The 25,048-nt window shown below is 69.8% G+C and carries 14 protein-coding genes; 3 read left to right on the forward strand and 11 right to left on the reverse strand.

The genetic code is table 11. The annotated features are described in order from the left end of the window. Positions 1 to 156: 156 nt before the first annotated feature. The 7 genes from U0177_RS05695 to U0177_RS05725 all read right to left on the reverse strand — a co-directional run bounded on the left by U0177_RS05695 (position 157) and on the right by U0177_RS05725 (position 15,678). Complete coding sequence (locus U0177_RS05695) at positions 157 to 3,840, reverse strand: PAS domain S-box protein (RefSeq protein WP_409569632.1); 3,684 nt, start codon at positions 3,838 to 3,840, stop codon at positions 157 to 159. A gap of 569 nt (positions 3,841 to 4,409) precedes the next feature. After that, positions 4,410 to 6,167 (reverse strand): hypothetical protein, encoded by a 1,758-nt coding sequence (locus tag U0177_RS05700; protein WP_409569633.1) that lies wholly within the window; start codon positions 6,165 to 6,167, stop codon positions 4,410 to 4,412. A 3-nt stretch (positions 6,168 to 6,170) separates the two neighbouring features. Further along, positions 6,171 to 7,463 (reverse strand): invasin domain 3-containing protein, encoded by a 1,293-nt coding sequence (locus U0177_RS05705; protein ID WP_409569634.1) that lies wholly within the window; start codon positions 7,461 to 7,463, stop codon positions 6,171 to 6,173. Further along, the gene (locus tag U0177_RS05710; protein ID WP_409569635.1) at positions 7,460 to 10,759 is read right to left on the reverse strand and encodes a hypothetical protein; all 3,300 of its coding nucleotides are present in this window, start codon (positions 10,757 to 10,759) and stop codon (positions 7,460 to 7,462) included. The genes U0177_RS05705 and U0177_RS05710 overlap by 4 nt, the downstream gene beginning before the upstream one ends. Before the next feature lie 291 nt (positions 10,760 to 11,050). Continuing rightward, on the reverse strand, positions 11,051 to 13,504 hold the full coding sequence (locus U0177_RS05715) for an FAD-dependent oxidoreductase (protein WP_409569636.1): 2,454 nt from the start codon (positions 13,502 to 13,504) through the stop codon (positions 11,051 to 11,053). 578 nt (positions 13,505 to 14,082) lie between these two features. Then, on the reverse strand, positions 14,083 to 14,757 hold the full coding sequence (locus tag U0177_RS05720; RefSeq protein ID WP_409569637.1) for a hypothetical protein: 675 nt from the start codon (positions 14,755 to 14,757) through the stop codon (positions 14,083 to 14,085). 603 nt (positions 14,758 to 15,360) lie between these two features. Next, positions 15,361 to 15,678: a hypothetical protein gene (locus U0177_RS05725; protein ID WP_409569638.1), complete on the reverse strand. Its 318-nt coding sequence runs from the start codon at positions 15,676 to 15,678 to the stop codon at positions 15,361 to 15,363. Here U0177_RS05725 and U0177_RS05730 point away from each other — a divergent pair. Genes U0177_RS05730 through U0177_RS05740 form a run of 3 tightly spaced genes read left to right on the forward strand, consistent with a single transcriptional unit; the run spans position 15,677 to position 18,938 of the window. After that, on the forward strand, positions 15,677 to 16,363 hold the full coding sequence (locus tag U0177_RS05730) for a Type 1 glutamine amidotransferase-like domain-containing protein (RefSeq protein ID WP_409569639.1): 687 nt from the start codon (positions 15,677 to 15,679) through the stop codon (positions 16,361 to 16,363). The genes U0177_RS05725 and U0177_RS05730 overlap by 2 nt on opposite strands. A 17-nt stretch (positions 16,364 to 16,380) precedes the next feature. After that, positions 16,381 to 17,526, forward strand: coding sequence for a M20/M25/M40 family metallo-hydrolase (locus tag U0177_RS05735; protein WP_409569640.1), 1,146 nt, complete (start codon positions 16,381 to 16,383; stop codon positions 17,524 to 17,526). Between the two features lie 29 nt (positions 17,527 to 17,555). Then, entirely contained in the window at positions 17,556 to 18,938 is a 1,383-nt protein-coding gene (locus U0177_RS05740) for a glycoside hydrolase family 140 protein (RefSeq protein ID WP_409569641.1), read from the forward strand. On the opposite strand, the gene U0177_RS05745 is transcribed toward U0177_RS05740, so the two are convergent. The 4 genes from U0177_RS05745 to U0177_RS05760 form a co-directional block, all read right to left on the reverse strand. Then, positions 18,884 to 19,228, reverse strand: a complete 345-nt coding sequence (locus tag U0177_RS05745) for a hypothetical protein (RefSeq protein ID WP_409569642.1) — start codon at positions 19,226 to 19,228, stop codon at positions 18,884 to 18,886. The two genes, U0177_RS05740 and U0177_RS05745, sit on opposite strands and share 55 nt — an antisense overlap. Positions 19,229 to 19,231: 3 nt before the next feature. Continuing rightward, the gene (locus U0177_RS05750; RefSeq protein WP_409569643.1) at positions 19,232 to 20,782 is read right to left on the reverse strand and encodes a phospholipase D-like domain-containing protein; all 1,551 of its coding nucleotides are present in this window, start codon (positions 20,780 to 20,782) and stop codon (positions 19,232 to 19,234) included. 439 nt (positions 20,783 to 21,221) lie between these two features. After that, a complete protein-coding gene (locus U0177_RS05755) occupies positions 21,222 to 22,445 on the reverse strand; it encodes an AGE family epimerase/isomerase (RefSeq protein ID WP_409569644.1) in 1,224 nt (407 codons plus the stop codon). A gap of 76 nt (positions 22,446 to 22,521) precedes the next feature. Next, positions 22,522 to 24,996: a beta-mannosidase gene (locus U0177_RS05760; protein WP_409569645.1), complete on the reverse strand. Its 2,475-nt coding sequence runs from the start codon at positions 24,994 to 24,996 to the stop codon at positions 22,522 to 22,524. Positions 24,997 to 25,048: the final 52 nt, after the last annotated feature.

Genomic DNA, 25,048 nt, shown 5'->3' on the forward strand with positions numbered 1-25,048 from the left:
GAGGGGTGAACAATCTGGCTGTGTGGTGCGGTCGCGGCCGCGACCGCACCACACAGCCAACAATAATCCCCCCTCTTCCGCGCGGAAAACCGCACACAGCTGCCGCAGGCTCAATCTCGCCGTTTAGGGCAGCCGAATCACGCAAGTGCATAACTTCTACAGGTTATCGAGCACATCGCGCACCTTGCGCGCCAGCAGCGCGGGCGTGAACGGCTTTTGCAGAAACGCGCTGCCGGCGTCGATCCGGCTGTTGTGCAGTGTCGCGTGCTCGGTGTAGCCGGATATGAACAGCACCCTGATGTTCGGGTACAGCGCCGTCACCTGCTCGGCCACGGCCTTGCCGCCCATCTGCGGCATCACCACGTCGGAAAGCAGCATGTGGATCGTCGCCGGCGCGTAGGCGCGCGCGATCCGCAGCGCCTCGGCGCCATTGATCGCCTCGATCACCGTGTAGCCGCAGGCGCGCAGGCTGCGCGCGGCCAGCGCGCGCACCGCGTCTTCGTCCTCGACGAGCAGGATCGTCTCGCCGCCGCCGGGCATCTGGGCGTCGAGCTTGGGCGCCGAGGTGGACAGCACCGCGTCGCTCTCGGGCAGGTACACCTTCACGGTGGTGCCCTGGCCGATCTCGCTGTAGATCCAGATCGTGCCGCCGTGCTGCTTCACAATGCCATAGCACGTAGAGAGGCCCAGGCCGGTGCCTTTGCCGGGATCTTTGGTGGTGAAGAATGGCTCGAACACGTGCGCCTGCACCTCGGGCGCCATGCCCATGCCGCTGTCGGTGACGGCCAGCATCACGTAGCGGCCGGCCGGGATGTCGAGGTGGCCGTGGGCGTAGCGCGGGTCGAGGATCACATTGCCCGTCTCGATCAGCAGGTAGCCGCCCTCGGGCATGGCGTCGCGCGCGTTCACCACCAGGTTCAGCACCACCTGCTCAATCTGGCCGGGGTCGACCTTCACCGGGTGGAGCCCGGGGGTGAGCCGGATGTCGAGCGCGATATCCTCGCTGATCAGGCGGCGCAGCAGCTTGTCGATATCGGTGACGAGCGTGTTGAGGTTGATCACGTGCGGGGCGATCGGCTGGCGGCGCGCGAATGCCAGCAGCTGGCGCGTGAGCGTGGTGGCGCGGTTGGCGGCCTTCAGCACCTCCTCCAGGTCGTCGCGCGAGGGGTCGGTGGTGGCCAGGCCGGCCAGCACCAGCTCGGTGTAGCCGCTGATCGCCGTAAGCAGGTTGTTGAAATCGTGGGCGATGCCGCCGGCGAGCTGGCCGATGCTGTCCATCTTCTGGGCCTGTACCAGCTGGGCCTCGAGCAGCTTGCGCTCGGTGATGTCGGTGGCGATGCTGCAGAGCGCGTAGGCCTCGCCGCGCAGATCGACCAGCGGAAACTTGATCGAGCTATAGGTGTGCGGCCCGTCGTGCAGCGGCACGATCTCTTCCAGCTCGATCGGCCGGCCGCGCTGGAGCACGGCCTGGTCGTTGGCCTGGAGCGTCGCAGCCAGCGCGGGCGGAAACAGCTCGGCGTCGCTGCGGCCGATGATCGTCTCGGGCGCGCGCTCAAACAGCGTGCCAAAGCGCCGGTTCACCAGCATATAGTCGCCATTCGGCCGCTTGAGCGAGATCAGCGCCGGCGCGTTGTCGAGGATGGCCTGGAGCTGCTGGCGGCTCTCGTGCAGCGCCTGCTCGGCGTGCTTGCGCTCGCTGATGTCGTAGAGCGTGGTGAGGATGCACGCCTCGCCGGCCAGCTGCAGCAGATCGGCCGAGAGCAGCACGTCGCGATTTTCGCCGCTGGCGCGAATGCGCACCTCCATGTCGCGCAGGGCGCCATCGCGCTGGATGGCCGCGATTGCCAGGGCGCGGTCGGCGGGCTGCTGCCACATATCCAGCAGCAGCGAGGTCTGGCCGATCACCTCGTCGCGCGGGAGGCCGAACAGCCGCAGGAAGCCATCATTCACGTCGATGATCCGCCCGTCGGCCAGCGAGCTGATCACCATGGCGATCGGGTTGAGGTGAAACGCTTTCGAGAAGCGCTCTTCGGATTTGCGCAGCGCCTGTTCGGCGCGCACGCGCGCGGTGATGTCGCGCAAGATCACAGTGTAGAGCTTGTGGCCCTCGATCGTCACCTGCGAGATCGAGGCTTCGATCGGGAACTCTTCGCCATTGGCGCGCAGCGCCGCCAGCGCGCGCTGCTCGCCCATGGTGCGGTTGCTGGTGCCGGTGCGGCCGAAGGCGTAAATATGCTCGCGGTGCGCCTCGGCATAGCGCGCGGGGATGAAGCGGTCGATTGGCTGGCCGAGCGCCTGGGCCGTCGGGCTCAGAAACATCTGCTCGGCGGCGGTGTTCCACATGGTGATGCGCTGGCGCTCGTCGATCGTGATAATCGCGTCCATCGCCGAGTCGATCACGCTGGCGAGCTGGGCCCGGCTACGGCTCAGGGTGCTTTCCATCTCGCGCAGGTTCGAGATGTCGTGGAAGGTGCCGACGGCGGCCAGCAGCTGCCCGGCCGTGTCGTAGACCGGCGCGGCGTTTACTGCCAGCACCACCTCGCTGCCGTCGCCGCGCCGCAAGATCATATTCTCCTGGCGCACGACGATGTGCTCGCGCAGCACGCGGGCGATCGGGGTATTGTCGGGCTGGTAGGGCTGGCCGCCGGGGTGAAAAAGCTGCAGCGAGCGAGCGGTGCTGATCTGGCCCAGGATGCGGTCGGCCTCGGCGTTGCGGCGCAGCGTCTGGCCCGAGGGCGCGTCGACGATCGTGACGCCGATCGGCAGCTGGCGCAGCACCGTGCTGAGGAACGTCTCGGCGCGCTCGCGCTCGCCGATCTCTTGCTGGAGCCGCATGTTCGCTGCAGTCAGCTCGGCGGTGCGCGCCGCGACGCGCTGCTCGAGGCCGGTGAGCGCATACTGCAGGCTATTCTGGGCGTGCTGCAGATCGCCTTTGGCCTGCTGATGCTCTTGTACGATCGCCGACAGCACGAGCGCCGAGATGCTCACGACCCACAGAAAGATCTGCGCCGATTGAATCTGCCAGAGCGGCGGCTCGCCGGCTGTGGCGAACGGCCCGCTGCCCTGCGCCGTGGCCCCCAGCACCACCGCCGCCAGCAGCAGGGCTATCAGGGTGCTCTGGCGCGGGCCAAAGCGCACGGCGGCCCAGATCACAAACGGGAAGATCTGGTAGGTGTAGCGAAATAAGCTCGGCGCGGTGGCGAAGGTGAACAGCGCCACCGCGAGCGAGCTGGCAAATAGCAGCGCCAGCTCGGCCAGCCAGGCGAGCGACAGCTGCCCCGCCGGCCTGGGGTCGCCAAACCAGGCCAGCAGCGCGGCGCCAACCAGCAGCATTCCCAGCCCATCGCTGATCCACCAGGCCAGCCATGCATTGGCGAATGGCATGCCGAATGCTAGGTACGACACCGCCGCGCCAAGCAGCGCCGCGAGCGCGTTGCCGAGCACCGCGCCCCACAAGACGAACCCGCCGGCCTGGCGCAGCCGGCGTACTGCGAGCGGCGCGCCAACCCGGCGCGCGACAATCGCGGCTACCAGCGCCGCCTCGGCGCAGTTGGCGAGCGCCAAGCCGGCACTTGCCGCCGGAGCCATGTCGGTGAGCGCGTTTGCCAGCAGGTTGGCGGCGAATACCGCGCCGAGCAAGCCCGGCCAGGTGCGCCGCTCGCTCAGCAGCAGCGCCGCCAGCAGCAGGCCGCTTGGCGGCCAGACCACCGCCACCCGCAGCGGCTCGATCACCAGCAGCCGGCTGGCGCTGGCACACAGAAAAAACAGCAGCGCTACACCGGCCACAAGCATTGCCCGGCGCGCGACGGGCGCCGCCAGCCAGGGTAGGCGTTTGAACATAGGAACCTCGTCTGTGGTCGCGGTACCAATCCTGGGCGATTCAGGGCAAGACGAACCGAGCATGTGTTCGTTCGCAGCGTGCCAGTGTGCAGGGAGTGTGGAGTAGTATAGCATGATTTGCATAGATGTATAGATTTGAATGAAAATAGCCAAGGTTTTTACGTAGCTGTATGCAATAAATTCATGAGCCGGTTACTTCTAAGCAGGTAGAACGATATTAAATTCACAATCGGGCATTGCTGCTGTACATACTAAAAACGAATCTTCAGCCGAATTCGGATAAATCGGCGCTTATTTTTCTTTATACTGCGGGATATAATGTTGGAAATGTAAAAAGTTTGCCCAACGAAAAAGATGGTTTTTTGGTTTGTAATACCGGTTTTGGCAATTGAGCGGCGCACCGCCACACGGCCCGCGCCGGCGCAGGCGGGGTGTTATATCAAATTCGCTTGATGACTTACACTTTGGTGGGGGTTTGGGGCGGCGAAGCCGCCCCCATTTCGTTTGTGCGGCGCCCGGCAAAGCCGGGCGCCGCACAAGAAAACACAAGTAATCAAACGGAGTTGGTATTACTCGAAGCGTTGCAGGCGGCGGCGGATGGTGGCGCGGCTGGGGCCATGGCCCTCGGCGCGGCGCGCCCAGCGGTCGAGCGGAAGGATGCTGGCGAGCAGGCCGCCCAGCAGCAGCAGCCAGAATGGCTTGAGCAGGCGTGCCCAGGCCGGCGGCGCAGGCGTGCTCAGCGGCGCGCCGGGGGCGAGCAAGCTGGCCGCAGGTTTGGCGCTGCCGTCGGCGCGGAGGAGGCCCATGTGGCGCTGTGGCCCGGTCTGCCACGGCCAGCGACCGGCGACATTGGCCGGCACGCTGGCGAAGTCGTAGAGCGTCCAGGCTAGGTAGCCCGCGCCGCCCGCGCGGCGCGCCGCCGCGAGCACATCGGCGTAGTAGGCGGCCTGCTCGGCCTCGGTGTGGCCATTGGGGAACACACTGTTCCAGGTGGGCAGCCCGAACTCGCCCAGCAGCAGCAGCCGGCCCGGCGCGGCGCTCTGGAGCGCGGCGTACTGCGCGGCAAGCGTGCCGGCCGGGGCGTAGAAGTGGAACTGCACGAGGTCGACGCTGCCGGCGAGCCTGCGCGCCGCGCCCGCCGACGACCAGCCGATTGTCAGCAGGTGGTTGGGGTCGTAGCGGCGCGCCTGCGCGGCAATATGCGCCAGCCAGGCGTCCACCACTGCCGCGCCGGCGCTGGCGTCGTCGAGGTCGGGCTCATTTTTCAGATCCCAGGCCAGAATTGCCGGGTGGCTGGCGAAGCGCGTGAGCAGCGCCTCCAGGTGGCGGTCGGCGTCGGGCCAGTGCAGCAGGTCGTACTCGGCGCGGAAGTCGAAGAGCGTCACGATCACCACAAGCCGCTGGGCCTGCGCCCGGTCGAGCAGATCGGCCAGGTGGGCGAGCATAGCCGGGGCAATGCGCGCGCCGCCGAACTGCTGGTAGGGCACGAACACGCGCACTGAGTTCAGGCCCAGGCCCTTGATCCTGCTGAAGTCGCGGTCGATGATCGCCGGGTCGTACTGCGCCCAGAACGCGTCCCACGGCGTAGCCTGCGGGTAGTAGTTGGCGCCGGCCGCCACGAACGACGCGCCGTTGCGCTCGAGGCGCGGCGTCGCGGCGGCCTGGGCCAGCGCGACGCAGCCCGCGCACGATCGGGCGGGGCCGGCGGCGGGCGCGGGGGCTGCGTCGCGGCGCAGCCAGTGGCGCACGTGCCAGGCGCCGTCTTCGATGATCATCACCACGTCGTAGTCGGCGCGGGTCTCGCCGGCGTACACCACTGTGCCCGAGGCATCGCGGATCACCTGGGCTACCAGCGCGCCGTGGTCGGTGAACGCCGCGATCGAGCCATTGGCGCTGTAGAAGTGCAGCTGGAGCTGGTGGTCGGTATCGATCTGCTCGACGCGCAGCTGGCCGGCTGCGCTGGCGCGCACCGCGTCACCGGCGGCGGCCAGCGCCGGGCCGGTGAAGTAGGTCTTCAGGCCGTACGGCTCGCCTTTGATATACGAGAGGTTCCACTGGAGCCAGGCGCGCTGGTACGCCACCTCGATCTGCGAGCGCGTAAAGGCGTCGATCGGCCGGGCGGTGTCGGCGTCGTCGGCGTCCCAGGCCAGGCGGTTGTGCAGATCGGGCGCGACGTTCGGCACGATATTCAGCGCGCTGGCGGGGTCGGCGCCGCGCTCGAAGTAGGCCAGCAGCTCGGTGGCGCCGCGCACGGCACCCCAGGCGGCGCTGGTGGCGCAGGCCAGCAGCACGATCCAGATCAGCAGCTTGGCGCGTTGCTTTGCCATGGCCTACCGCACAATGAAGCTGGCGCTGCCGTGGCCCGATCCGGCCTGCGCCTCGGCGGTGTAGCTGCCGGGCTGCAGATCGTGCAGCCGCAGCTCGGCGCGCGCGCGGCCGTTCAGCGCGCTGCCGCTGGCCTGCTGCGCCGAACCGTCGGGGCCGCTAAGGCGAAACTGCACGAGCGTGCCGTCGGGCACGAACTGGCCGAGCGCGCTCAGCAGCGGGCCGGCCTCGAGCGATACCGCGCCGTCGCGCGCGTTCACCTGGGCTTGGAGCGCGAATACGCCGACGGCCGGGCCTGGCGCGAATGTCAGCGCGAGCGGCTGGCTTTCGACGCCATACAGCGTGGCTCGTACCGTCGCGGTGCCGGGTGTGGCCGGGGCCTGCAGCTGGGCCTCGGCCGCGCCGTCGATCGTGTAGGCCGGGATGAAGCGCCGCGTGGCATCCGGCATCTCGGCCGCAAATGTCACCAGCGTGCCGTCGAGCATCGGGTTGCCGAAGCGGTCGCGGATCACCTCGGTGCGCAGCGTTACCAGCCTGTGGCCATCCGCGGGCACGCCGGCGGGGCTGGCGCTCAGGCCAAACGCCACCGGCCAGCCGGGAGTTTCGTCGAAGCCGGCGTCGGGGCCGTGCGCGGCGCCTGCGCTGGCCGCGAGCGTGGCGTGGCCGGCGCGCGTGCCCGAGGCGATGCTCCACCAGGCCACCAGGTGCGACACGGTGGCGGTGGTTTGCTCGATCTGCCCGTCGGGGTGCTGCGCGCGAAATTCTACCGGCGTGCCGTCGGCCATTGGGTTGCCATAATCGTCGAACGGCACCGCCACAACCATCGCCTGGTGCTGGCCGTCGGCAATCACCGCGCGCGGGCCAACCAGCGGCGTGAGGGGCTCGGCTGGTGGGCCGGGCAGCACGCGCAGCTGGGCATGCCCGCGCGCCGTGCCGGCCTGGGCGATCAGCGTCACCAGGCCCGCCTGGCGGGTGTCTTCGCCGGGGATCTGGAACTGCGCCTGGCCCTTGTGAAAGGCCGCGCGGTACACCCGCACGCCGTAGCTGCCCTGGGCCACCAGGCTGGCCGCCAGGCCATCGGGCGCGTCGGGGCGCGCCAGCAGCACCGGCGCCGGCGCGCCAGCCTGCACCTCGGCGGGCGCCTGCACCAGCACCGCGCCATCAAGCGCGGGCGCGGCGGCTGTTGCAGCGCTGCCGGCGCAGCCGCCGAGCGCCAGGCACAGCGCCAGGCAGCCGAGCAGCCGAGAAACTGGCCGGCCGATTGCGCCGGCCCGCAGCCTGTGTGCGCTCGCGATCACAGCGCGCTCCCTTCGAATGCGTGGACGCTGACGCGCAGCGCCGCGTAGCCAAGGCCGGGCGGCAGCGCAATGCGCTCGCGCCACGCGGTCTGCGCCGAGCGATCCGGCCGCTCCGGGGCGGCCAGCAGGTCGCCCGCGCCAAGCACCGGCTGCAGCTCGCCGTATGGCGTCAGGGCGATATCGATCTGCTGCATGTGCTGCGGGCGCACGGCGTCGCGAATAAACACGTGATCGACCCACACGACCTGGTTGCGCGCGTCGTAGTATGTCAGCAGCACGTGCGGGATGGTGGCCTCGTGGGTGCCGGTGTTGAGCAGCTGGCCAGTCAGGCGCGCGCCGCCGCCGGGCAATGGCTGTACCTGCAGGTTCTGCAGCGTCAGGCCGCGGTCGAGGTCGCGCTGCGTCGCCACGCCTTTGGCATACACGCCGAAGCTGCCGATCGGCCGCGTGAGGATCGGCGGGGTGAACGCGCCGGGCTTGAAGTTCTTCAGGTCGAGCGTGTCGGAGAGCACCGCGCCGGCCACGCCCTCGAAGTCGACCCTGAACGGCGTCGCTTCTTTCGGCAGCAGCTTGTGAACCATGCCCTCCTGGGCGTTGTAGCGGATCAGCTCCTGCCCGTCGGCGTCGCGCAGAAACGCCGTGACGGTCGCGTCGGCCGGGTCGGAGGCGTTGTTGATCAGCTCGCCGACGACGCTGTAGCGGCCGTTGTGCTTCACCAGCCGCGCCGAGAGCACCTGCAGATCGGGGCGGTCGAGTATGTCGTTGAACGAGGTTGGCTGGTTGGTGACGCGGCGGCGGCCGGCGGCGACATAGCCGACCTCGCCGCGCCGAAAGAACTGCTCGGGCGGTACGGTGTTGTCGACGGGATCGGGCTCGATGTACCACTGGCCGTCGCGGCGCACCAGCGTCAGCGTCTGCGTGGTCGAATATGACGACAGCGACGTGACCCAGTCGGTGGCGGCGACCAGCGTGACGCGCTCAGGCTCGGCCGCGAGCGTGGTGACGCGCACATTGTTGAGCTTGCCATACGAGGCGACCATGCCGCCCTGCACCGATAGGTCGATCAGGTACTGGTCGTAGCCGGGGCGGGTCTGCGGGTCGAGCCGCTCGTAGGCCATGCTGAAGCGCCGGAAGTCGAGATCGTCGTAGTAGCCCTGCACCACTGCCGTGGGCGTATGCGCCAGCGCGCGGTACCACCCGGCGGCGCTGGCGGCACCCGCGAGGCCGATCGCGGTCAGCAGCGCCAGGCGCACGTGCTGCGCGGTGGGCGTGGCCGGGCGCGGGCGCGGCAGCCGGCTGGCCCAGCCGAGCCACACCTGCCAGCGCACCTGCGGCGAGTCGTCGCCGGCCGGCAGGGCCGACCACGCCAGCAGCCGCCGGTTGAGCGCGGGCGCGAGGCGAAGCACGAAGAACCACAGGCCAGGGAGGCCGCTACGCTGAAGCAGGCGCCGGCCGATCGCCCACCTGGGTTTGGTTTTTGGCCGCTCGTCTCTGCTTCGCGAAAACAGCCAGCGCAGGTACGGCCACCAGACCGGCGCCGCAAACGCGATCAGCGCGGCGGTGATCGCGCTCATTGGCACAACCCCCCACATGACGCGCTGGTAGTAGGGGATCTCCTTGCGTGGCGGCGCCTCGGGCATGGGCGGGATGTCTTCGCGCTCCCAGACCATGATGCCGTTCTCGAGGCGCTGGAGCCGGTGCCAGCCCGAGAAAAACAGCAGCGGATCGTAGAACTGGTCGTTCGAGAAGATGAACTTCAGATTATACTTCTCGGGCACTGCCAGGAACTGCTGCAGCGAGCCGATGCCGGGCACGCCGCTGTACTTGGCGCCCTCGAGCCGCTCGACCGGCGTGCTGGTCATCTCGGGCAGGCGGCGGGCCGAGTGGTAGTTGCCGTCGACCGAGCTGGCGCTGGTCTGGGCCGAGAGCCATGCCATCTGGTCGCCGAAGCCGAGCGTAAGGTAGCGCCAGCGCCAGTGCTCGTCTTTCTCGAGAAACGTCGCGATCGGCTGCGTGTTGATCGGGTCGGGCTGGAACTTGCGGAACTTGGTGAGGTTGGCCACGAAGATCGAGATCAGCAGGTAGGCGACGACCAGGCTGATCTGCACGAGGCGCCAGGTGATGTCGCCGAACTGCTCGCGGGTGTAGCGCGCCAGCCGGCCGTGGCGCAGGCTCACCACGAACTCGCCGAGTAGCGGCAGCTGGGTGATCGTGGCCCAGAAGGTAAAGCGGTCGAGCGTGAGCACATCGAACGAGCCGCCGAGCAGCATCTTTGGGTAGGGCGTGGTGCCGCCGGTGCCGAGGAAGAACAGCAGCGCCCACGAGAGCGCCATAGGCCAGGCGCGCGTGGTCAGCCCCTTGTACAGCACGTAGGGCAGCACCAGCAGCGAGAGGCCGTAGGGCACCAGCCAGAACACCAGCCCGGCGGCGGTGTTCTTGATGAACGAGTCGCGCGAGGCGTGCGGGATGGTCACCTGGTTGATCGGGTCGTTCTTGCTCCACAGCCAGTAGGGCAGCACCACCAGCACCAGCGCGATGATCAGGCCGGGGCCGTAGATCGCGGCGCGCGTGAGCGCCGGCAGCGCGCGGCGGGCGCGCCGGGCCAGCAGCGCGCGCACGTTCTTGCGGGTGATCAGCGCAGGGTGCTGGCCCGGCTCGTCGGGTAGCGGCTGGCGCAGCGCCTCGACGATCGCCAGCGCGATCACCGGCGCCACGAAGAACACGGCGCCAAACAGCGTGGTGACGTGGTGGCCGGCGGTGGTGGCGGCGTTGAGCAGCCAGGCCGTAATGAGCCAGCGCAGCCGGCCCTCGCGCATCCAGTGGTAGACGAACGGCAGGGCGTTGAGCAGAAACCCGAGCGAGAACATCGTCGGCAGCTGGCCGAACACGTGCACCGTCTCGGCGATGCACGAGGCGAACACCGTCAGCAGCGCGGCGTAGCCGGCGGCCTCTTCGCTCACCCAGATCTGCGAGAAGCGGTAGATCCCCAGCGTTACGTTCAGCACCGCGAAGGTCGCCACGATCACAAAGCCGTTCTGCAAGCCCACCAGGTACGAGAGCAGCGCGATCGACTGCTGCGAGCCAGGCGGGTAGCTGACCATCGGGAAGCCGGTGTACCAGCGCGGCTCCCAGTGGTCGAACCAGGCGCGCGCGTAGTGGTCGGCGAAGAAGATGTGCACGTAGGCGTCGTAGGTGCCTTTGTAGGTGCCGGTCAGCAGCAGCGCGCCGTGGTAGGCCAGCGCCAGCGCCAGCGCCAGAAACAGGTTTGGGTTGTAGCGCCGCAGAATAGTTCGCATAGCAGCTCGATGACGTATGTTGGCAGGCTCGCGCCCGCGTGTTGCTATGCTGAGTCTACTCGTGTGCTATTGAAGTTAGGAGAGCGCGGGATGACGCGAGGATGACAGGACGGTACGATCGGGAGTCGAGCTGGTAGCGAATTGGTACGGGCCTGCGGCCGGCGCGCGGCGAGGCTTCGGGGGGGCGGGGGCGAGCGCGCAGGCCGGCCGTTTGTGCGCTGCTCCAGGCTCGCGGCGAAGAGAACAGCACACAAACGGCAAACAGCTGCGGCGCGTATGCGCAAGGCGCGGCTACGCCAGAATCCGCGCGCGCTCGGGGTCGTAGGGCGGGCGCAGAAACACTCGCGCGGCGTAGCGCTCGCCGGCGATCACAATCGCGTAGCGCCCGGTGCGCAGCCACTCGGCCGAGACGCCGCTGGGGCTGGCGACATAGCCCATGCCGATCGCCGCGCCGAGCGTGTGGGCGTAGCTGCCCGAGCTGGTGTAGCCGACGGTGGCGCCGTCGCGCTCGATCGGCTCGGCGCCCCACAGCACCGGCGCCGGGTCGTCGAGCACGAACGTGGCGAGCATGCGGCCGAGCCCGGCGGCGCGCTGGCGCGCCAGCGCCTCGCGCCCGGCAAAGCCGCCGGGCTTCTCCCAGGCCAGCGCAAACCCCAGGCCGGCCTCGAGCGGCGTGTCGTCGGGCGAAAGCTCGGCGCCCCAGGCGCGGTAGCCCTTCTCGAGCCGCAGCGAGTTGATCGCGTAGTGGCCGGCGTTGGTCACGCCCAGCTCGCGCCCGGCGGCCATGAGCGCATCGTACACCGGGGCGGCCTGCGCCGCCGGCACGTGCAGCTCCCAGCCAAGCTCGCCGACGTAGGTGATCCGCACGGCGCGCGCCGTGGCCATGCCGATCGCCACCAGCCGCGAGGTGCCGAACGGAAACGCTGCGTTCGAGAAGTCGGCGTCGCTCACGCGGCGTAGCAGCTCGCGCGAGCGCGGCCCCATCACGCCGATCACCGCCGTGGCATCGGTCACGTCCACCAGCTCGGCGCGCTCGCCGGGCCGCAGTCCGCGCCGGATCCAGTCGGCGTCGTGGGTGGCCTGGGCGGTGCCGGTGATGATCTGGAACTCGGCAGCGCCGACGCGGATCACCGTCAGGTCGCTCTCGAAGCCGCCGCGCTCGTTGAGCATGGCGGTGTACACAGCACGGCCCAGCGGCACGTCGAGATTGTTGCCGCACATACGCTGCAGCGCCGCCAGCGCGTCGGGGCCCTGCAGCAGCAGCTTGGCGAAGCCGCTCTGGTCGAACACGGCCACGGCCTCGCGCGCGGCGCGGTGCTCGGCGGCGTGGTTATCGAACCAGTTCTGGCGGCCGAACGAGTACTCGGCCTCGGGGCGCTGGCCGGGGCGCGCGAACCAGTTCGGCCGCTCCCAGCCTGCCTTCACGCCGAAGCAGGCGCCCTGGGCGGCCAGCCGGTCGTGCAGCGGGCTGAGCCGCAGGTTGCGCGCCGTCTCGAACTCGCGGTTGGGCCAGGCCATCTGGTAGTGCAGCCCCAGCACCTCGGCCGAGCGCTCGCGCAGGTAGGCGGTGGTGTTGGCGTAGCCGCCGAAGCGCCGTATGTCCACCGACCACAGGTCGATCGGCATGTGGCCGTCGATCAGCCACTCGGCCAGGTAGCGGCCCGCGCCGCCGGCCGAGGCAATGCCGACCGAGTTGAAGCCGGCGGCGACGAACAGGTTGCGCAGCTCGGGCGTCTCGCCCATCAGGAAGTTGTTGTCGGGCGTAAAGCTCTCGGGGCCGTTGACGAAGCGCGCGAAGCCGCTGGTGTTCAGCGCGGGGATGCGCCACTGGCCGCCGGCCAGCGGCTCGGCGAACTTCTCCCAGTCGTCGCCGATCAGCTGAAACGCAAAGTCGTCGGGCACATCGGCCACCCACGGCTTCGAGCGCGCCTGGAACGCGCCTAGCATCACCGCGCCGCCCTCGCCGCGGAAGTAGATGCACAGGTCGGGGTCGCGGCCGACCGGCAGCTCGTCGAAGGCGCCGTCGATCGGGTTGCTGACGACGTAGTGGTGCTCGACGGCGTAGAGCGGCAGGCTGACGCCGCAGCGCAGCGCGAGCTGGCGCGACCACATGCCGCCGCACAGTACCACGTACTCGGCGCGCACCGTCGCGCCGTCGGCGGTGCGTACGCCGACGGCGCGGCCGTTCTCGTGCAGAATATCGGCCACGCGCACGCCCTCGCGCACGGCCGCGCCGCGCAGCTGCGCGCCCTTGGCCAGCGCCACCGCCAGCTCCTTGGGGATGAGCTTGCCGTCGTTGGGCAGCCACACCGCGCCCAGCAGGTCGTCGTAGCGGATGAGCGGCCACCTGTCGTAGGCCTCGCGCGGGCCGATCACGTGCGCCTCGACGCCCATGATCGCGGCCATGGCGGCGGTGCGGCGCAGCTGGGTCATGCGCTGCTCGGACTTGCCGACGATCAGGCTGCCTACCTGCTTCCAGCCGATCGGGTGGCCGGTTTCGGCTTCGAGGCCGGCGTACAGCTCGGCGCTGTACTTGTTGATCTTGGTCATGCTGGTGGTGGTGCGCAGCCGGCCGACGAGCCCGGCGGCGTGCCAGCTGGTGCCGGCGGCCAGCTGGTTTTGCTCGAGCAGCAGCACGTCGGCCCAGCCGGCCCTGGCCAGGTGGTAGGCCACGCTTGCGCCGATCACGCCGCCGCCGACGATCACCACCCGCGCCGCGGCGGGCAGCTGCTCCTGTGCGCTCATAGCTGCGTCTCCTTGTATGCTGGTGTACGCGATGGGTATGCCCAGTATAGCACGCCGCGGCGCGGGCGCTACGCCCTGGCTGGGCGCAGGCCGTGCCTGCACGAGCGCTTGGCGATCATGCCTCAGGGCAGCCCGGCAGCGCTTTCGGCGCCACGAGGCATGCGCCACCATGGCCGAATGTGCGCCGGCGCCCATTTTTCCCAACATGACACAAGTTACGCGGTGTCCTCCCGCGTGGGAGGCTTGGAGGGCGCAAGCCCTCCAAAATCACTCTTTTTGGCTGGTGGCGGCCACCGCCGTGGCCGCCACCAGCCAAACCCCCACCGCGTAACTCGTGAACATGGCAGGACTTACGCGGTCGCCTGCGATATGGGCTCCTTCTGCCTGCGGCAGCATGGAACTGTACTTTTTGTGCTCAGAAGGTGGCGCAAAGCGCCACCTTCTGAGCACCATACGTGAAAAAGTACCGCTCTGCCGAAGGCAAAAACGCGTACGGCGTAAGCGGTGCTAAATGAAGAGCCTGAAGAAGGGAGCGCGAGGGGCAGGCGCCCGCCCCTCGCGGCGGGGAAGCTGCGGCGCTAGATTTCGGGCGCGGCCAGGCCCAGGCCGTGGTTGCGCTCGGCGCGGCGCTTGATGCCCAGCAGCATGCCGCGCTCCATGATGAAGTAGCCGGGCTCGAGCGTGCGGTCGAACGAGAACAGCGCGCGAGCGCGGCTGCGGTGGATCAGCCGGCAGCTGCGCGCGTCGATCGGCTCGAGCACAAACGCGTAGGTATCGTGCCAGCTCGCGCCGCCGGAGTCGCGGTGGCCGATCACCAGCAGCTTGCCCGGCTCGATCCGCTCGACCACAAACGGCGGCGGGGCCTTGCCCTCGGGCCCCATACGCACCAGGTCGCCGACGCGGATATGCTGAAACTCGGCGATGATCCGGTCGGCATTGTGCATCTCCATGCCGATCAGGTTCTCGATCCACTCGTAGGAGTAGAGCCCGCCGCGGCCCTGCCCAAGCTGCACCAGCCAGGGCCACACGCGCGCTGCCGGCGCGCCGATCGTCACGGCCTTGGTGCGTACGCTGAGCGGGTGCGGCTGGGCGATCAGCTCGTCGCCGGGCAGCGTGCGGCGGGCCTCTTCGGGGGTGGCGCCCCAGTGGGTGTACCACGGGCGCAGGGCGAACCAGACGGTGCCGAAAGTTGCGGCGCCAAGCGCGCCGGCTGTGGCAAGTAGGCGGAGCATCGTGCGGGGCATGAGGCTCATAGGGCGCTCCAGTGTGCTATTGCGAAAAGCGGCGCAGCAGATCGGCCGGCGGCGCGTGCCGGGCGGGGGCGGCGAAGGGTGTGTGCGCAGGGCTATGGTACGCCGGGCGCCGCGCAAAGGGCGAAAAGAAACCTTTACACTACGGGAAGATCCGATCACTCCGGAGGCCAACAAGCGGCGCGCGCCGGTGCTTCCGGCGCGCGCCTACTGCAACGATTCGCCTTCTTTGATTGTCCGGTAAGAATAGTTCGTGCGCCTCCTTCGCTTCAGGCGGCGCCGCCCGCCCCACCATCGGCGCTGTTGCGCAAGCGCCGAATTTCGAGCTTCGCTGTGATGCGGCCGGCCCCACGCTACAGAGTGACATTGTGCGAGAATACAGTGGGCAGCGTGGCCGGTGCCAGGCCCGCGCGCAGCTGTGCTCACACAGCGCGACGCATTTTCCTGTCGCTCAATCCTCGCCGGAGGTTCGTTGGCCAGCGCCCGGTGCAACGCGCTACTCAGCGCCCCCGAAACATAACCTGGCCGGCGCACTCCGGCGGTTCCAGCTGCCAGGGCCATACCGTAGCGGACGGTAGTATTGGCATCCGGGCCACGTGTGCTGCCTCACTGCAGCGCCAGCATACATCGCCGGCCCGCGGTTGTGCGGAAATAATTCTTCACCGGCGAATAGCGCTTCTTCACCAAACGCGCGGCGGCGCAGGCCAGGCCGCCACCGGAGTATAATACCAAATCCGGCTGATCGCTTGGATTATGGTGGGGGTTCGGGGTGGCTTCGCCGCCCCGGAAATTTCTTTTTTGTGCGGCGCCCGGCTTTGCCGGGCGCCGCACAAGAAAACACAAGTAATCAAACGGAGTTGGTATAATATGCGCGGGCCGCGCAGGTTTCGTGGTATGATCGGCGCTTTGATGCAGGTGAGCCATGGGATACGTGCTTCTCGCAGGCGGCGCCGAGTTCGGCGGGCGCATGGCCGATGCCGACCGGCGGGCGATCGAGCTGGCCGGCGGGCCGGACGCGCCGCTGGCGATCATTCCGGCCGCCGCCGCGCCCGACGGCAACCACCAGCGCGCGGGCGGCAACGGCGCGCGCTGGTTCGCGAGCCTGGGGGCGCGCCAGGTGGCGGTGCTGCCGCTGACCGACCGGGCCTCGGCCGACGACCCGGCGGTGGCGGGCGCGCTGCGCGGCGCGCGGCTGATCTACCTGCTGGGCGGCTTTCCGCACCATCTCGGGCAGTCGCTGCGCGACAGCGCCAGCTGGCGAGCTGTGTTGGAAGCCCACGCGGCCGGCGCGGTGATCGCCGGCAGCAGCGCGGGCGCGATGGTGCTGTGCGAGCACTACTACGACCCGCAGGCCGGCCAGGTGCGGCCGGGGCTGGGCCTGGTGCCGAACGCCTGCGTGCTGCCGCACCACAACACGTTTGGCCGAAGCTGGGCCGCGCGCCTGGCCGCGCTGCTGCCGGGCAGCGTGCTGATCGGCATCGACGAGCGCACCGGCATGATCGACGACGCGCCGGGCGGCTGGCGCGTGTATGGCCAGGGCGCGGTGACGCTCTACGCCGCCGGGAAATCGGCGCGCCACGCGCCGGGCGAGGCACTGGAGCTTAGCTAGAACAGAAGAGAGCAACGATGCTGCACGAACCCCCCGGCCTGCAGGCGGCCGCGCGCGACTTCGACGCCGAGGCAGTTGTGGCCACGGCGATCGCCATCCAGCAGATCCCCGCGCCGACATTCGACGAGCGCGCGCGCGGCGCGTTTGTGGCCGAGCAGCTGCGCGCCTATGGCCTGCACGAGGTGTCCACCGACGCGCTTGGCAACGTCTACGCCTGCCGGCCGGGCGCCGGGCCGCAGCGGCCGGGCCTGATGATCGCCGCGCACCTCGACACGGTCTTCCCCGCCGGAACCGACCTGAGCGTGCGCCGCGAGGGCGCGCGGGTGTACGGCCCCGGCCTGGGCGACAACAGCCTGGGCGTGGCCGCGCTGCTGCACCTGGCGCAGGCGCTGCAGCAGCACGACCTGGCGCACGCCGGCGCGATCTGGTTTGTGGCGAATGTGGGCGAGGAGGGCCTGGGCGACCTGCGCGGCATGCGCGCGGCGGTGGATCGGCTGGGCCAGCGGGTTGGCGCCGCGATTGCGCTGGAAGGCACCGGGCCGGATCGGATTATTCACGCCGGCCTGGGGGTGCGGCGCTACCGTATCGGCGCTGCGGCGGCCGGCGGGCACTCGTGGGCCGATTTCGGCGCGCCCAGCGCCGTGCACGCGCTGGTGCGGCTGGCCGCGCGGCTGTCGCGGCTCGAGGCCTCGAAAGAGCCGCGCAGCAGCTTCAACATTGGCACGATCGCCGGCGGCAGCTCGGTGAACACGATCGCCGCCTCGGCCAGCCTGCTGCTCGATCTGCGCTCGACCGCGCCGCGCGCGCTCCAGGCGCTGGTCGATCAGGTTGAGCGCGCGCTGGCCGACGCGCGCGCGGCCGAGCCGGGCGTCGAGTTCGCGCTCGAAACTGTCGGCGACCGGCCGGCGGGCAGCATTCCGGCCAGCCACGCGCTGGTGCGCGCTGCCGTGGCGGCCTACCGCGCCGAAGGCTTCGCCGCCGCGCTCGACATCGCCAGCACCGACGCGAACATCCCGCTGAGCCGCGGAATCCCGGCGGTGTGCGTCGGCGTGGGCGACGGCGAGAACGAGCACCGGCTCGACGAGTATATCGTGCCGGCGCGCATCCCCGCAGGCATGCGCGCGCTGCTGCGGCTGGCGCTGCAGGCTGCCGGCGCGCGGTAGCCCCGCATACGAGGCGTTTGGAGGAAACAATGCCACAACTTCCCCGGCTGGCCGTGAGCGACAACCGGCGCTTTCTCGTCGACGACGCCGGGCGGCCATTCTTCTGGCTTGGCGACACCGCTTGGGAGCTGTTCCACCGGCTCACGCGCGCGGAGGCCGAGCGCTACCTGGCCACGCGCCAGCAGCAGCGCTTCACGGTGATCCTGGCCGTGGCGCTGGCCGAGTTCGATGGGCTGCGCGTGCCGAATGCCAACGGCGACCTGCCGCTGCACGACGCCGACCCGGCGCGGCCAAACGAGCGCTACTTCGCCTTTGTCGACGAGGTGCTGGCGCTGGCCGAGCAGCATGGGCTGTATGTCGGGCTGCTGCCCACCTGGGGCGATAAAGTCACGCCGCTGTGGGGCGCCGGCCCAGCGATCTTCGACGCGGCCAGCGCCTATGGCTACGGCGAGTGGCTAGGGCGGCGCTACCGCGACCAGGCCAACCTGGTCTGGGTGCTGGGTGGCGATCGGCCGGCGGTGCATGGCGGCGCCGACTATCGCCCGATCTGGCGCGCCATGGCCGCCGGCATCGACGCGGGCGCGGGCGCGCGCGTGCTGAAGACCTACCACCCCTGGGGCGGCGCTGAGTCAACCTCGGCCTGGCTGAACGACGAGCCGTGGCTCGACATTCACATGATCCAGTCGGGCCACGGCGCCGGCCACGACGTGCCGGTGTGGGAGTGGATCGCGCGCGACTACGCGCTGCAGCCCGCGCGGCCGACCTTCGACGGCGAGCCGAACTACGAGGATCACCCGGTGAACCCCTGGCCCGAGTGGAACCCGGCGAACGGCTACTTTCGCGACCACGACGTGCGCAAGCAAGCGTACCGCTCGGTGCTGGCCGGCGGCTGCGGCGTCACATACGGGCACCACGCGGTGTGGCAGTTTGCCGCGCCCGAACGCCCGATCATCAATCACGCCGACCGGTTCTGGCCCGAGGCGCTCGAGCGGCCGGGCGCCAGCCAGATGCGCCACCTGCGCGCGCTGGCCGAGAGCCGGCCCTATCTGACGCGCGTGCCGGTGGCCGATGTCCTCGCCGGCGACGCCGGCAGCGGCGGCAGCTACCGCCAGGCCGCGCGCGACGCCGCCGGGAGCTACGCGCTGGTGTACCTGCCAACGCCCGACCCGGTGCTGGTGTCGTTGGGCTGGCTGGCGGGTACGCAGCTGCGCGCCAGCTGGTACGATCCGCGCAGCGGCGCGACGACGCCGATCGGCACATTCGCGCGCACGGCTACTGCCGCGTTCACCCCGCCGGCCAGCGGGCCGGATTGGGTGCTGGTGCTGGACGACGCAGCGGCCGGGTTTGGCGAGCCGGGCTACCCGCCGGCGAGCCAGAACAGCGCGCCAAGTGCGAGCAGCCAGGCCGCGTAGCTTGCCAGCAGCAGCGGCACGAGCGGCCAGCCCGCGCGCGCGGCCAGCCACGCCGCCAGCAGAAACGCCAGCGTGGCCAGGATGCCGCGCAGCATCGAGGCCGCGAACGCTAGGGTTGGCCCAGGCCGGCCGTCCTCGGCGCTCCACACGATCCACAGCGCCAGCGTAATGTTCACCGGCATGGTTGCGACGATCGCGGCCAGCGTTTTCGAGTAGGCGCGGGCGATCGCGATCGTGACGATCACCAGTATCGAGATCAGCGCTGGCGCGATTTTCTGCCATTCGGGCATTGGCTACCCCAGCTCAAGGCGGCGCCGGCGCGCGCGGCGGCCGGGGTTCTTCAGCCGCCAGGTGGCTGGCTTGAAGCGCTCGCCGCGGCGGCGCAGCGGCGCGTGTAGCGCCGGCTGGGGCGCCTGCACCGCGCGGGCCAGGCTCACGCCGCCGAGCAGGCCGCCCAGCGCCGCCAGCGGCCAGGCGAGCGCGCGCGGGAAGCGCGCGATCAGCAGCGCCAGCGCCAGCAGCGCAGCGCCAATCGTCGCGCTGATCGTGCGATCCTGGTTTTTCAGCGTCTCGCTGCCGGCAGTCTGCAGCGCCGCGCCGACGCGCGCCATCGCCACGCTGGCGCGCGTGCTGCCGCCCGAGCGGTGCCGCCGGGCCTGGCGCTCGGCGCGGCTCTCGGGCCGGGCCGGGCGCGGGCGCAGCTTGCGCGACCCGCTCAGGCGGATCTCGCGGGCGTGCGCCAGGTCGTCCTCGTACATTCGCTCCATCGCCGCGCCGAATTCCCAATCCTCGGCCACCAGGTCGATCTCCCAGTTGGTCTGCAGCCCGGTGACATTCAGGTTGGTCGAGCCAACGCGCGCCCACCAGCCGTCGGCCACGGTGGTTTTGGCGTGCATCATCAGGCCGGCGTACTCCCAGATCTTCACGCCAGCCTCGATCAGCGGCTGGTAGCCGTAGCGCGAGAGCGCGCCGACCATCGGCAGGTCGTTGGTGGCCGGCAGCAGAATGCGCACGTCGATGCCATCGCGCGCGGCGGCCATGAGCGCTTCGCGCAGGATCGGCGCGGCGAGGAAGTAGGCGTCGGCGATCCAGACGCGCTGCTCGACGGCCGCCAGCATCACCTGGAACACGCGCAGCATGCGCATGCGGTCGGGCTCTTGCTCGATCACGCGGGCGCTGACGCGGCCGGCCGGAACGATGCGCCCGAGCGGAGGCTGCTCGTCGGGCGGCAGCGGCGCGCCGGCCACGCGCCAGACATCGGCGAAGGCGCGCTCGAGGTCGGCCACGGCGGGGCCAAGCACGCGCACTGCGGTGTCTCGGTAGGGCAACCCGGTGACGGGCGAGCGGTCGAGCCAGGGGTCGGCGATGCAGACGCCGCCAACCGAGGCGTACTCGCCGTCGACGGCCAGGAGCTTGCGGTGGTCGCGGTGGATCACATCGAATGGCGCGGTGACGGCCAGCGGGTTGAAGGTGCGCACATCGACGCCGGCCTGGCGCAGCTTGCGCCAGAACGAGCTGGGCACATCAAGCGAGCCGAACCAGTCGTAGAGCACGCGCACGCGCACGCCGTCGGCCGCGCGCGCGGCGAGGGCTTCGGCAAAGCGCTGGCCAATGCCGTCGGACTTGAAGATATAATTTTCGAGATGCACCCAGCGGCGCGCGCGGCCGATCGCCTCCAGCCAGTCGGCGTATGTTTCCGAGCCGTTGCGCAGCAGTGTCAGCGCATTGCCGTCGCGCAGCGGCGCGTCGCTCACGCGCGTCAGCGCCCGGTCGAGCCGCCGGCTGCGCGGCACGGAGGCAGCCCCATCGGCGCCCTGTGGCATGAGATCATCGAGCGATTGCATAGCCCCTCGCTTGTGCGTTCCTCCCCGGCAGGCTGCGCTTGCCCGCCCCAGCGTCCCGGCATTATATACGCTGATCGCGAGTTGTGCTTGGGATGCGAGGCTATGCCAGCGATGATCGCTGTTCGCTTGATCACGTATAGATTATATTGCACGACGTGGCGAAGCCACGTCGTGCAACACAATTATGACTTACGCAATTGGCGAGCTCAGCCTTCGGCAGAGCGGTACCTCATTCCGTAGAGTTGTGCGGTTTTTCCGCGCGGATCGCGGAAAAACCGCACACACGATGATCAACAAGTATCGTGCTGCCGCAGGCACTATGCGCGGCTTCGGGAAGCCGAACAGCGCAACTGCGTAAGTCCTAACAATAAGAAATTTGGGGGCGGCGAAGCCACCCCCAAACCCCCACCAAAGTGTCAGTAATCAAGCGAATTTGGTATTAGTCGGGCAGGCGCGCGAGCAGCTCGAGCGCGGCGCGGGTGTGGTGGTAGGGGCACTCCCACGGCCCGGCCTTGGGGTGGTCGGCGCGTGGCACGCCGCGCCAGTCGAGCACTTTGAACCACTCGCCGTAGCGCCGGTCGACAAAGCGCGCCTCGATGTACTGCCAGCACGCCTCGGTGGCCTGGGCGAAGTGCTCGTGGCCGCTGATTTGGTAGGCGTTGTAGAAGCCCACCAGCGCCTCGGCCTGCACCCACCAGTGCCGGTCGTCGCCGGAGGCGTGCGCGCCGCCCTCGTAGGCAACGCTGCCGTCGGCGGCGCGGCCGTTTTCGTACACTGCCTGCGTCAGCGCCAGCGCGGCGCGGCGCGCGCGCCGCAGCAGCCCATCATCGCCCAGCACCTCGGCGGCGCGCACCAGCAGCCAGCCGCACTCGATGTCGTGGCCGTACGACACCGGCCCGCCCAGCGGGCGCCAGGCGTCGTCGAAGAACAGGTGGCAGCGCCCGGCCCGCGCGTCGATGATCCGGTCGAGGAAGATCGTCACCAGCTCGGCCAGCCGCGCGCGCACGAGCGCGTCGGGCCAGGCGCACAGCAGGCCGGTGTAGGCCTCGAGCAGGTGCAGCATGGTGTTCATCGACTTACGGCAGTTCGGCTCTTTCTGGCTGAGGCGCATATCGGCCAGCGCGCCCCAGTCGGCGCCGCAGCCTTCGATGTAGCCGCCGTAGATCGCGTCGTGGGCGTGGCGGTCGAGCAGGCCGAACAGCCGCTGGGCCAGGCGCAGGCTGGCTGCGTCGGCGGTGGCGCGATGGTACTCGGCCAGCGCGTAGATCGCGAACGCCTGGGCGTAGCTGTGCTTGCGGCGGCTCAGCGGCTGGCCGAAGGCGTCGAGCTGCCAGTGCACGCCGCCGTGGCGCGCGTCCCAGAAATGCCCCCACAGGTAGGCCAGCGCGTGCTGGGCGGTGGCCAGGTAGCCGGGGTGGCCGAAGCGCCGGTAGGCCGCGGCGTATGTCCAGAGCATGCGCGTGCACAGCACTGCCGAGCGCGGCGCGTCGTCGCGCAGGCGCAGGTCGTTGGTCAGCGCGCCGTAGAATCCGCCCTTGGCTGCATCGACCATGTGCGCGCTCCAGAACGGCAGAATGTTACCGCGCAGCTCGCCCTCGACGCGCGCGCGCAGGTCGCAGCTTATGGCCGCCAGCGGCTCGGCAAGTTCAATCTGGTCGATCATACACGGCCCCGTTTCAGGTGCCGGCGCGTGCCGGCAATCGGCGGGCGGCGGAGCGCCCTATCTGCGTAGCCCGGCGCTATCGCTTCGCCTCGGCAAATGTATCCCACAGCGAGCGCACGCGCAGCGCGGCCTGGGCCTGCTCGGCCGTCCAGCCCGCCGGTAGCGGCGCCGTCACCGCCAGCGCCCGGCCGGCCGGCAGGTCGAAGTAGTTGTCGCTGAAGGTCGTGTCGGCGCCCTCCAGCTCGAGCGCCACAAAGCGCGCCAGCGAGCGCGCCGAGAGCTCGATCATCACGCGGCTGCCGATCCGGTCGGCCGCCACGGCGATCTGCGGATCGGCCAGGCGCAGGTGCTTGCTCGGGGCGAACGGCGTGACGCTCAGCTGCACGCGCTCGCCGGCGCGCCACAGCTCGCACACCAGCACGGCGTCGCGCCGCGCGTCGCCGCCCAGCTCGGCGGCGAAGTCGAGCGTTTGCACCAGCGTGGCGGCCAGCGGCGCGGCCTGCACCGGCGCCCGGCCGGCGCGCAGCTGGCTGCCGTCCAGCCGCTCGAGCGCCCAGCGCAGCTCGCCCGACCATGTTGCGATCGTGTCGTTCGACACGAACAGCCCGGCCGCCGTGCCGCGGTCGTCGACCGAGAGCGCCACCGGGGCGAAGAAGCGGCGCGTGGCGTAGTGCAGCGCCTTCCAGCGGCCAAAGTAGTCGATGCTCGACCACGAGGCCACCGGCCAGCAGTCGTTCAGCTGCCAGTACAGCGTTCCGGCGCAGGCCGGGTCGCGGCGCCAGTGCTCGACGCCAATACGCATGGCTTCGGCCTGCAGCACCTGGCCCAGGTACACCAGCGACGCGAAGTCGTGCGGCAGGCGGAAGTGCGCGGCGGTGTAGGTGATGATCTTGCCGTTGCCGGCCAGGTTGCGCTGGTGGTGCTCCATGATGTACGAGGTCAGGTTCCAATCCTCGGGCGCGGCGTAGCTTGCCACCGTGGCCAGGCTCGGCAGCGACTGAAAGCCGAACTCGCTGACAAAGCGCGCGGGCGTGTCGCGGTAGCGCTCGAATGGCTGCATCGCGTGCCACACCATCCACTGGTGGATGTCGCCGCGCGCGCCGCCGTTGGGCTGCTCGAAGTTGCCGCCCGACGAAGGCGAGCTGGGCCAGTAGGCAGTGTCGGCGTCGGCCTCGGCCACCCAGGCCGGCAGGATGTGCTGGAAGAACTGGTTGTAGGCGGCCTTGAGGCCGGCGTGCGCGGGCGTGTCCCAGCCGCCCCACTCGACCCACGCGGTCTCGATCTCGTTGTTGCCGCACCACAGCGCCAGGCAGGCGCGGTGGCGCAGCCGCGCGACGTTCTGGCGCACCTCGGCGGCCAGGTTTTCGAGGAACGGCGCCTCGTCGAGCGGGTAGCTGGCGCAGGCGAACATGAAATCTTGCCACACCAGCAGCCCGAGTCGGTCGCACGCATCGTAGAAGGCTTCGTCCTCGTAGTAGCCGCCGCCCCACACGCGCACCATGTTGTGGTGGGCGGCGGCGGCGGCGCCGAGCAGCCGATCGTACTCGCGGGCGCCGACGCGCGTGGGGAAGGAGTCGGCGGGGATCCAGTTGGCGCCCTTGGCGAACACCGGCACGCCATTCACCACGAACGTGAACGACTCGCCCCAGCTGTCGGGCTGGCGGCGCAGCTCGATCGTGCGCAGGCCCACCTGGTAGTGGCGCGCATCGAGGATCGCCTCGCCGGCGCGCAGCACCAGCTCGGCCTGGTACAGCGGCTGCGCGCCCAGGTCGTTCGGCCACCACAGCTTGGGGTGCTCCACGTCGATGGCGATCTGGGCGTGCTCGCCGTCGAGATCGGCGGCCGCGACCTGGGCGCGGCCATTCGGCGCGGTGAGCCGCAGCTCGGCGCGCAGCGCGGCCTGGCCCCAGCGCTCGGCGTGGATGTCGGCCACGAGCGCCACATGCCCGTTGGCGTGCTGCTGGCGCAGGTGTACGTCGCTGAGCCTGGCCGTGCCGTAGCCCTCGAGCCGGATATCGCGCCACACACCGATCGCCGGCAGCATGGGGCCCCAATCCCAGCCGTAGTGGCAGGGCGCCTTGCGCAGATGCGGCCCGCCGATCAGCGTGAAGTCGCCGACGATGATCATCGGGCGTTGGGCGTTGCGCTCGGCGGCGGCGCGCACCGGCGAGGTGAACAGCACGCGCAGCTCGTTCTGGCCCGGCCGCAGCGCGCCGGCCACGTCGTAGGGATACTGGCGGAACATATTCTCTGCCGCGCCGATCGGCTGGTCGTTCAGCCACAGCTCGGCCAGCGTGTCGAGGCCGTCGCACACCAGGAACACGCGCTCGGCCTCCAGTAGCGCCGCGTCGGCGGTGAAGCTACGGCGGTACTCCCAATCGCGCTCGGCGACCCACTGCACGCGCTTTTCTTCGTCGCCCACGAACGGGTCGTTGATCGTGCCGAGCGCCAGTAGGTCGGTGTGGACACCGCCGGGCACCGTGGCCGGCTGCCATTCGGCGGCGCCACGCTCGCGGAACTGCCAGGCGCCGGCGAGAGGTTGGGTTTTCATTGGGTTGGTACTTTCTTCTTTGAAAATGGCGAACTGCTGCGCTTCGGTTCTT

The sequence above is a fragment of the Kouleothrix sp. genome (assembly GCF_046328425.1).
GTDB lineage: Bacteria > Chloroflexota > Chloroflexia > Chloroflexales > Roseiflexaceae > Kouleothrix.

Excerpts from the sequence above, each read along its gene's own strand:
- U0177_RS05695 (WP_409569632.1), bottom strand. The coding sequence starts at position 3,840 with ATGTTCAAACGCCTACCCTGGCTGGCGGCGCCCGTCGCGCGCCGGGCA.
- U0177_RS05700 (WP_409569633.1), bottom strand. The coding sequence starts at position 6,167 with ATGGCAAAGCAACGCGCCAAGCTGCTGATCTGGATCGTGCTGCTGGCC.
- U0177_RS05710 (WP_409569635.1), bottom strand. The coding sequence starts at position 10,759 with ATGCGAACTATTCTGCGGCGCTACAACCCAAACCTGTTTCTGGCGCTG.
- U0177_RS05715 (WP_409569636.1), bottom strand. The coding sequence starts at position 13,504 with ATGAGCGCACAGGAGCAGCTGCCCGCCGCGGCGCGGGTGGTGATCGTC.
- U0177_RS05720 (WP_409569637.1), bottom strand. The coding sequence starts at position 14,757 with ATGAGCCTCATGCCCCGCACGATGCTCCGCCTACTTGCCACAGCCGGC.
- U0177_RS05730 (WP_409569639.1), top strand. The coding sequence starts at position 15,677 with ATGGGATACGTGCTTCTCGCAGGCGGCGCCGAGTTCGGCGGGCGCATG.
- U0177_RS05725 (WP_409569638.1), bottom strand. The coding sequence starts at position 15,678 with ATGGCTCACCTGCATCAAAGCGCCGATCATACCACGAAACCTGCGCGG.
- U0177_RS05735 (WP_409569640.1), top strand. The coding sequence starts at position 16,381 with ATGCTGCACGAACCCCCCGGCCTGCAGGCGGCCGCGCGCGACTTCGAC.
- U0177_RS05740 (WP_409569641.1), top strand. The coding sequence starts at position 17,556 with ATGCCACAACTTCCCCGGCTGGCCGTGAGCGACAACCGGCGCTTTCTC.
- U0177_RS05745 (WP_409569642.1), bottom strand. The coding sequence starts at position 19,228 with ATGCCCGAATGGCAGAAAATCGCGCCAGCGCTGATCTCGATACTGGTG.
- U0177_RS05750 (WP_409569643.1), bottom strand. The coding sequence starts at position 20,782 with ATGCAATCGCTCGATGATCTCATGCCACAGGGCGCCGATGGGGCTGCC.
- U0177_RS05755 (WP_409569644.1), bottom strand. The coding sequence starts at position 22,445 with ATGATCGACCAGATTGAACTTGCCGAGCCGCTGGCGGCCATAAGCTGC.
- U0177_RS05760 (WP_409569645.1), bottom strand. The coding sequence starts at position 24,996 with ATGAAAACCCAACCTCTCGCCGGCGCCTGGCAGTTCCGCGAGCGTGGC.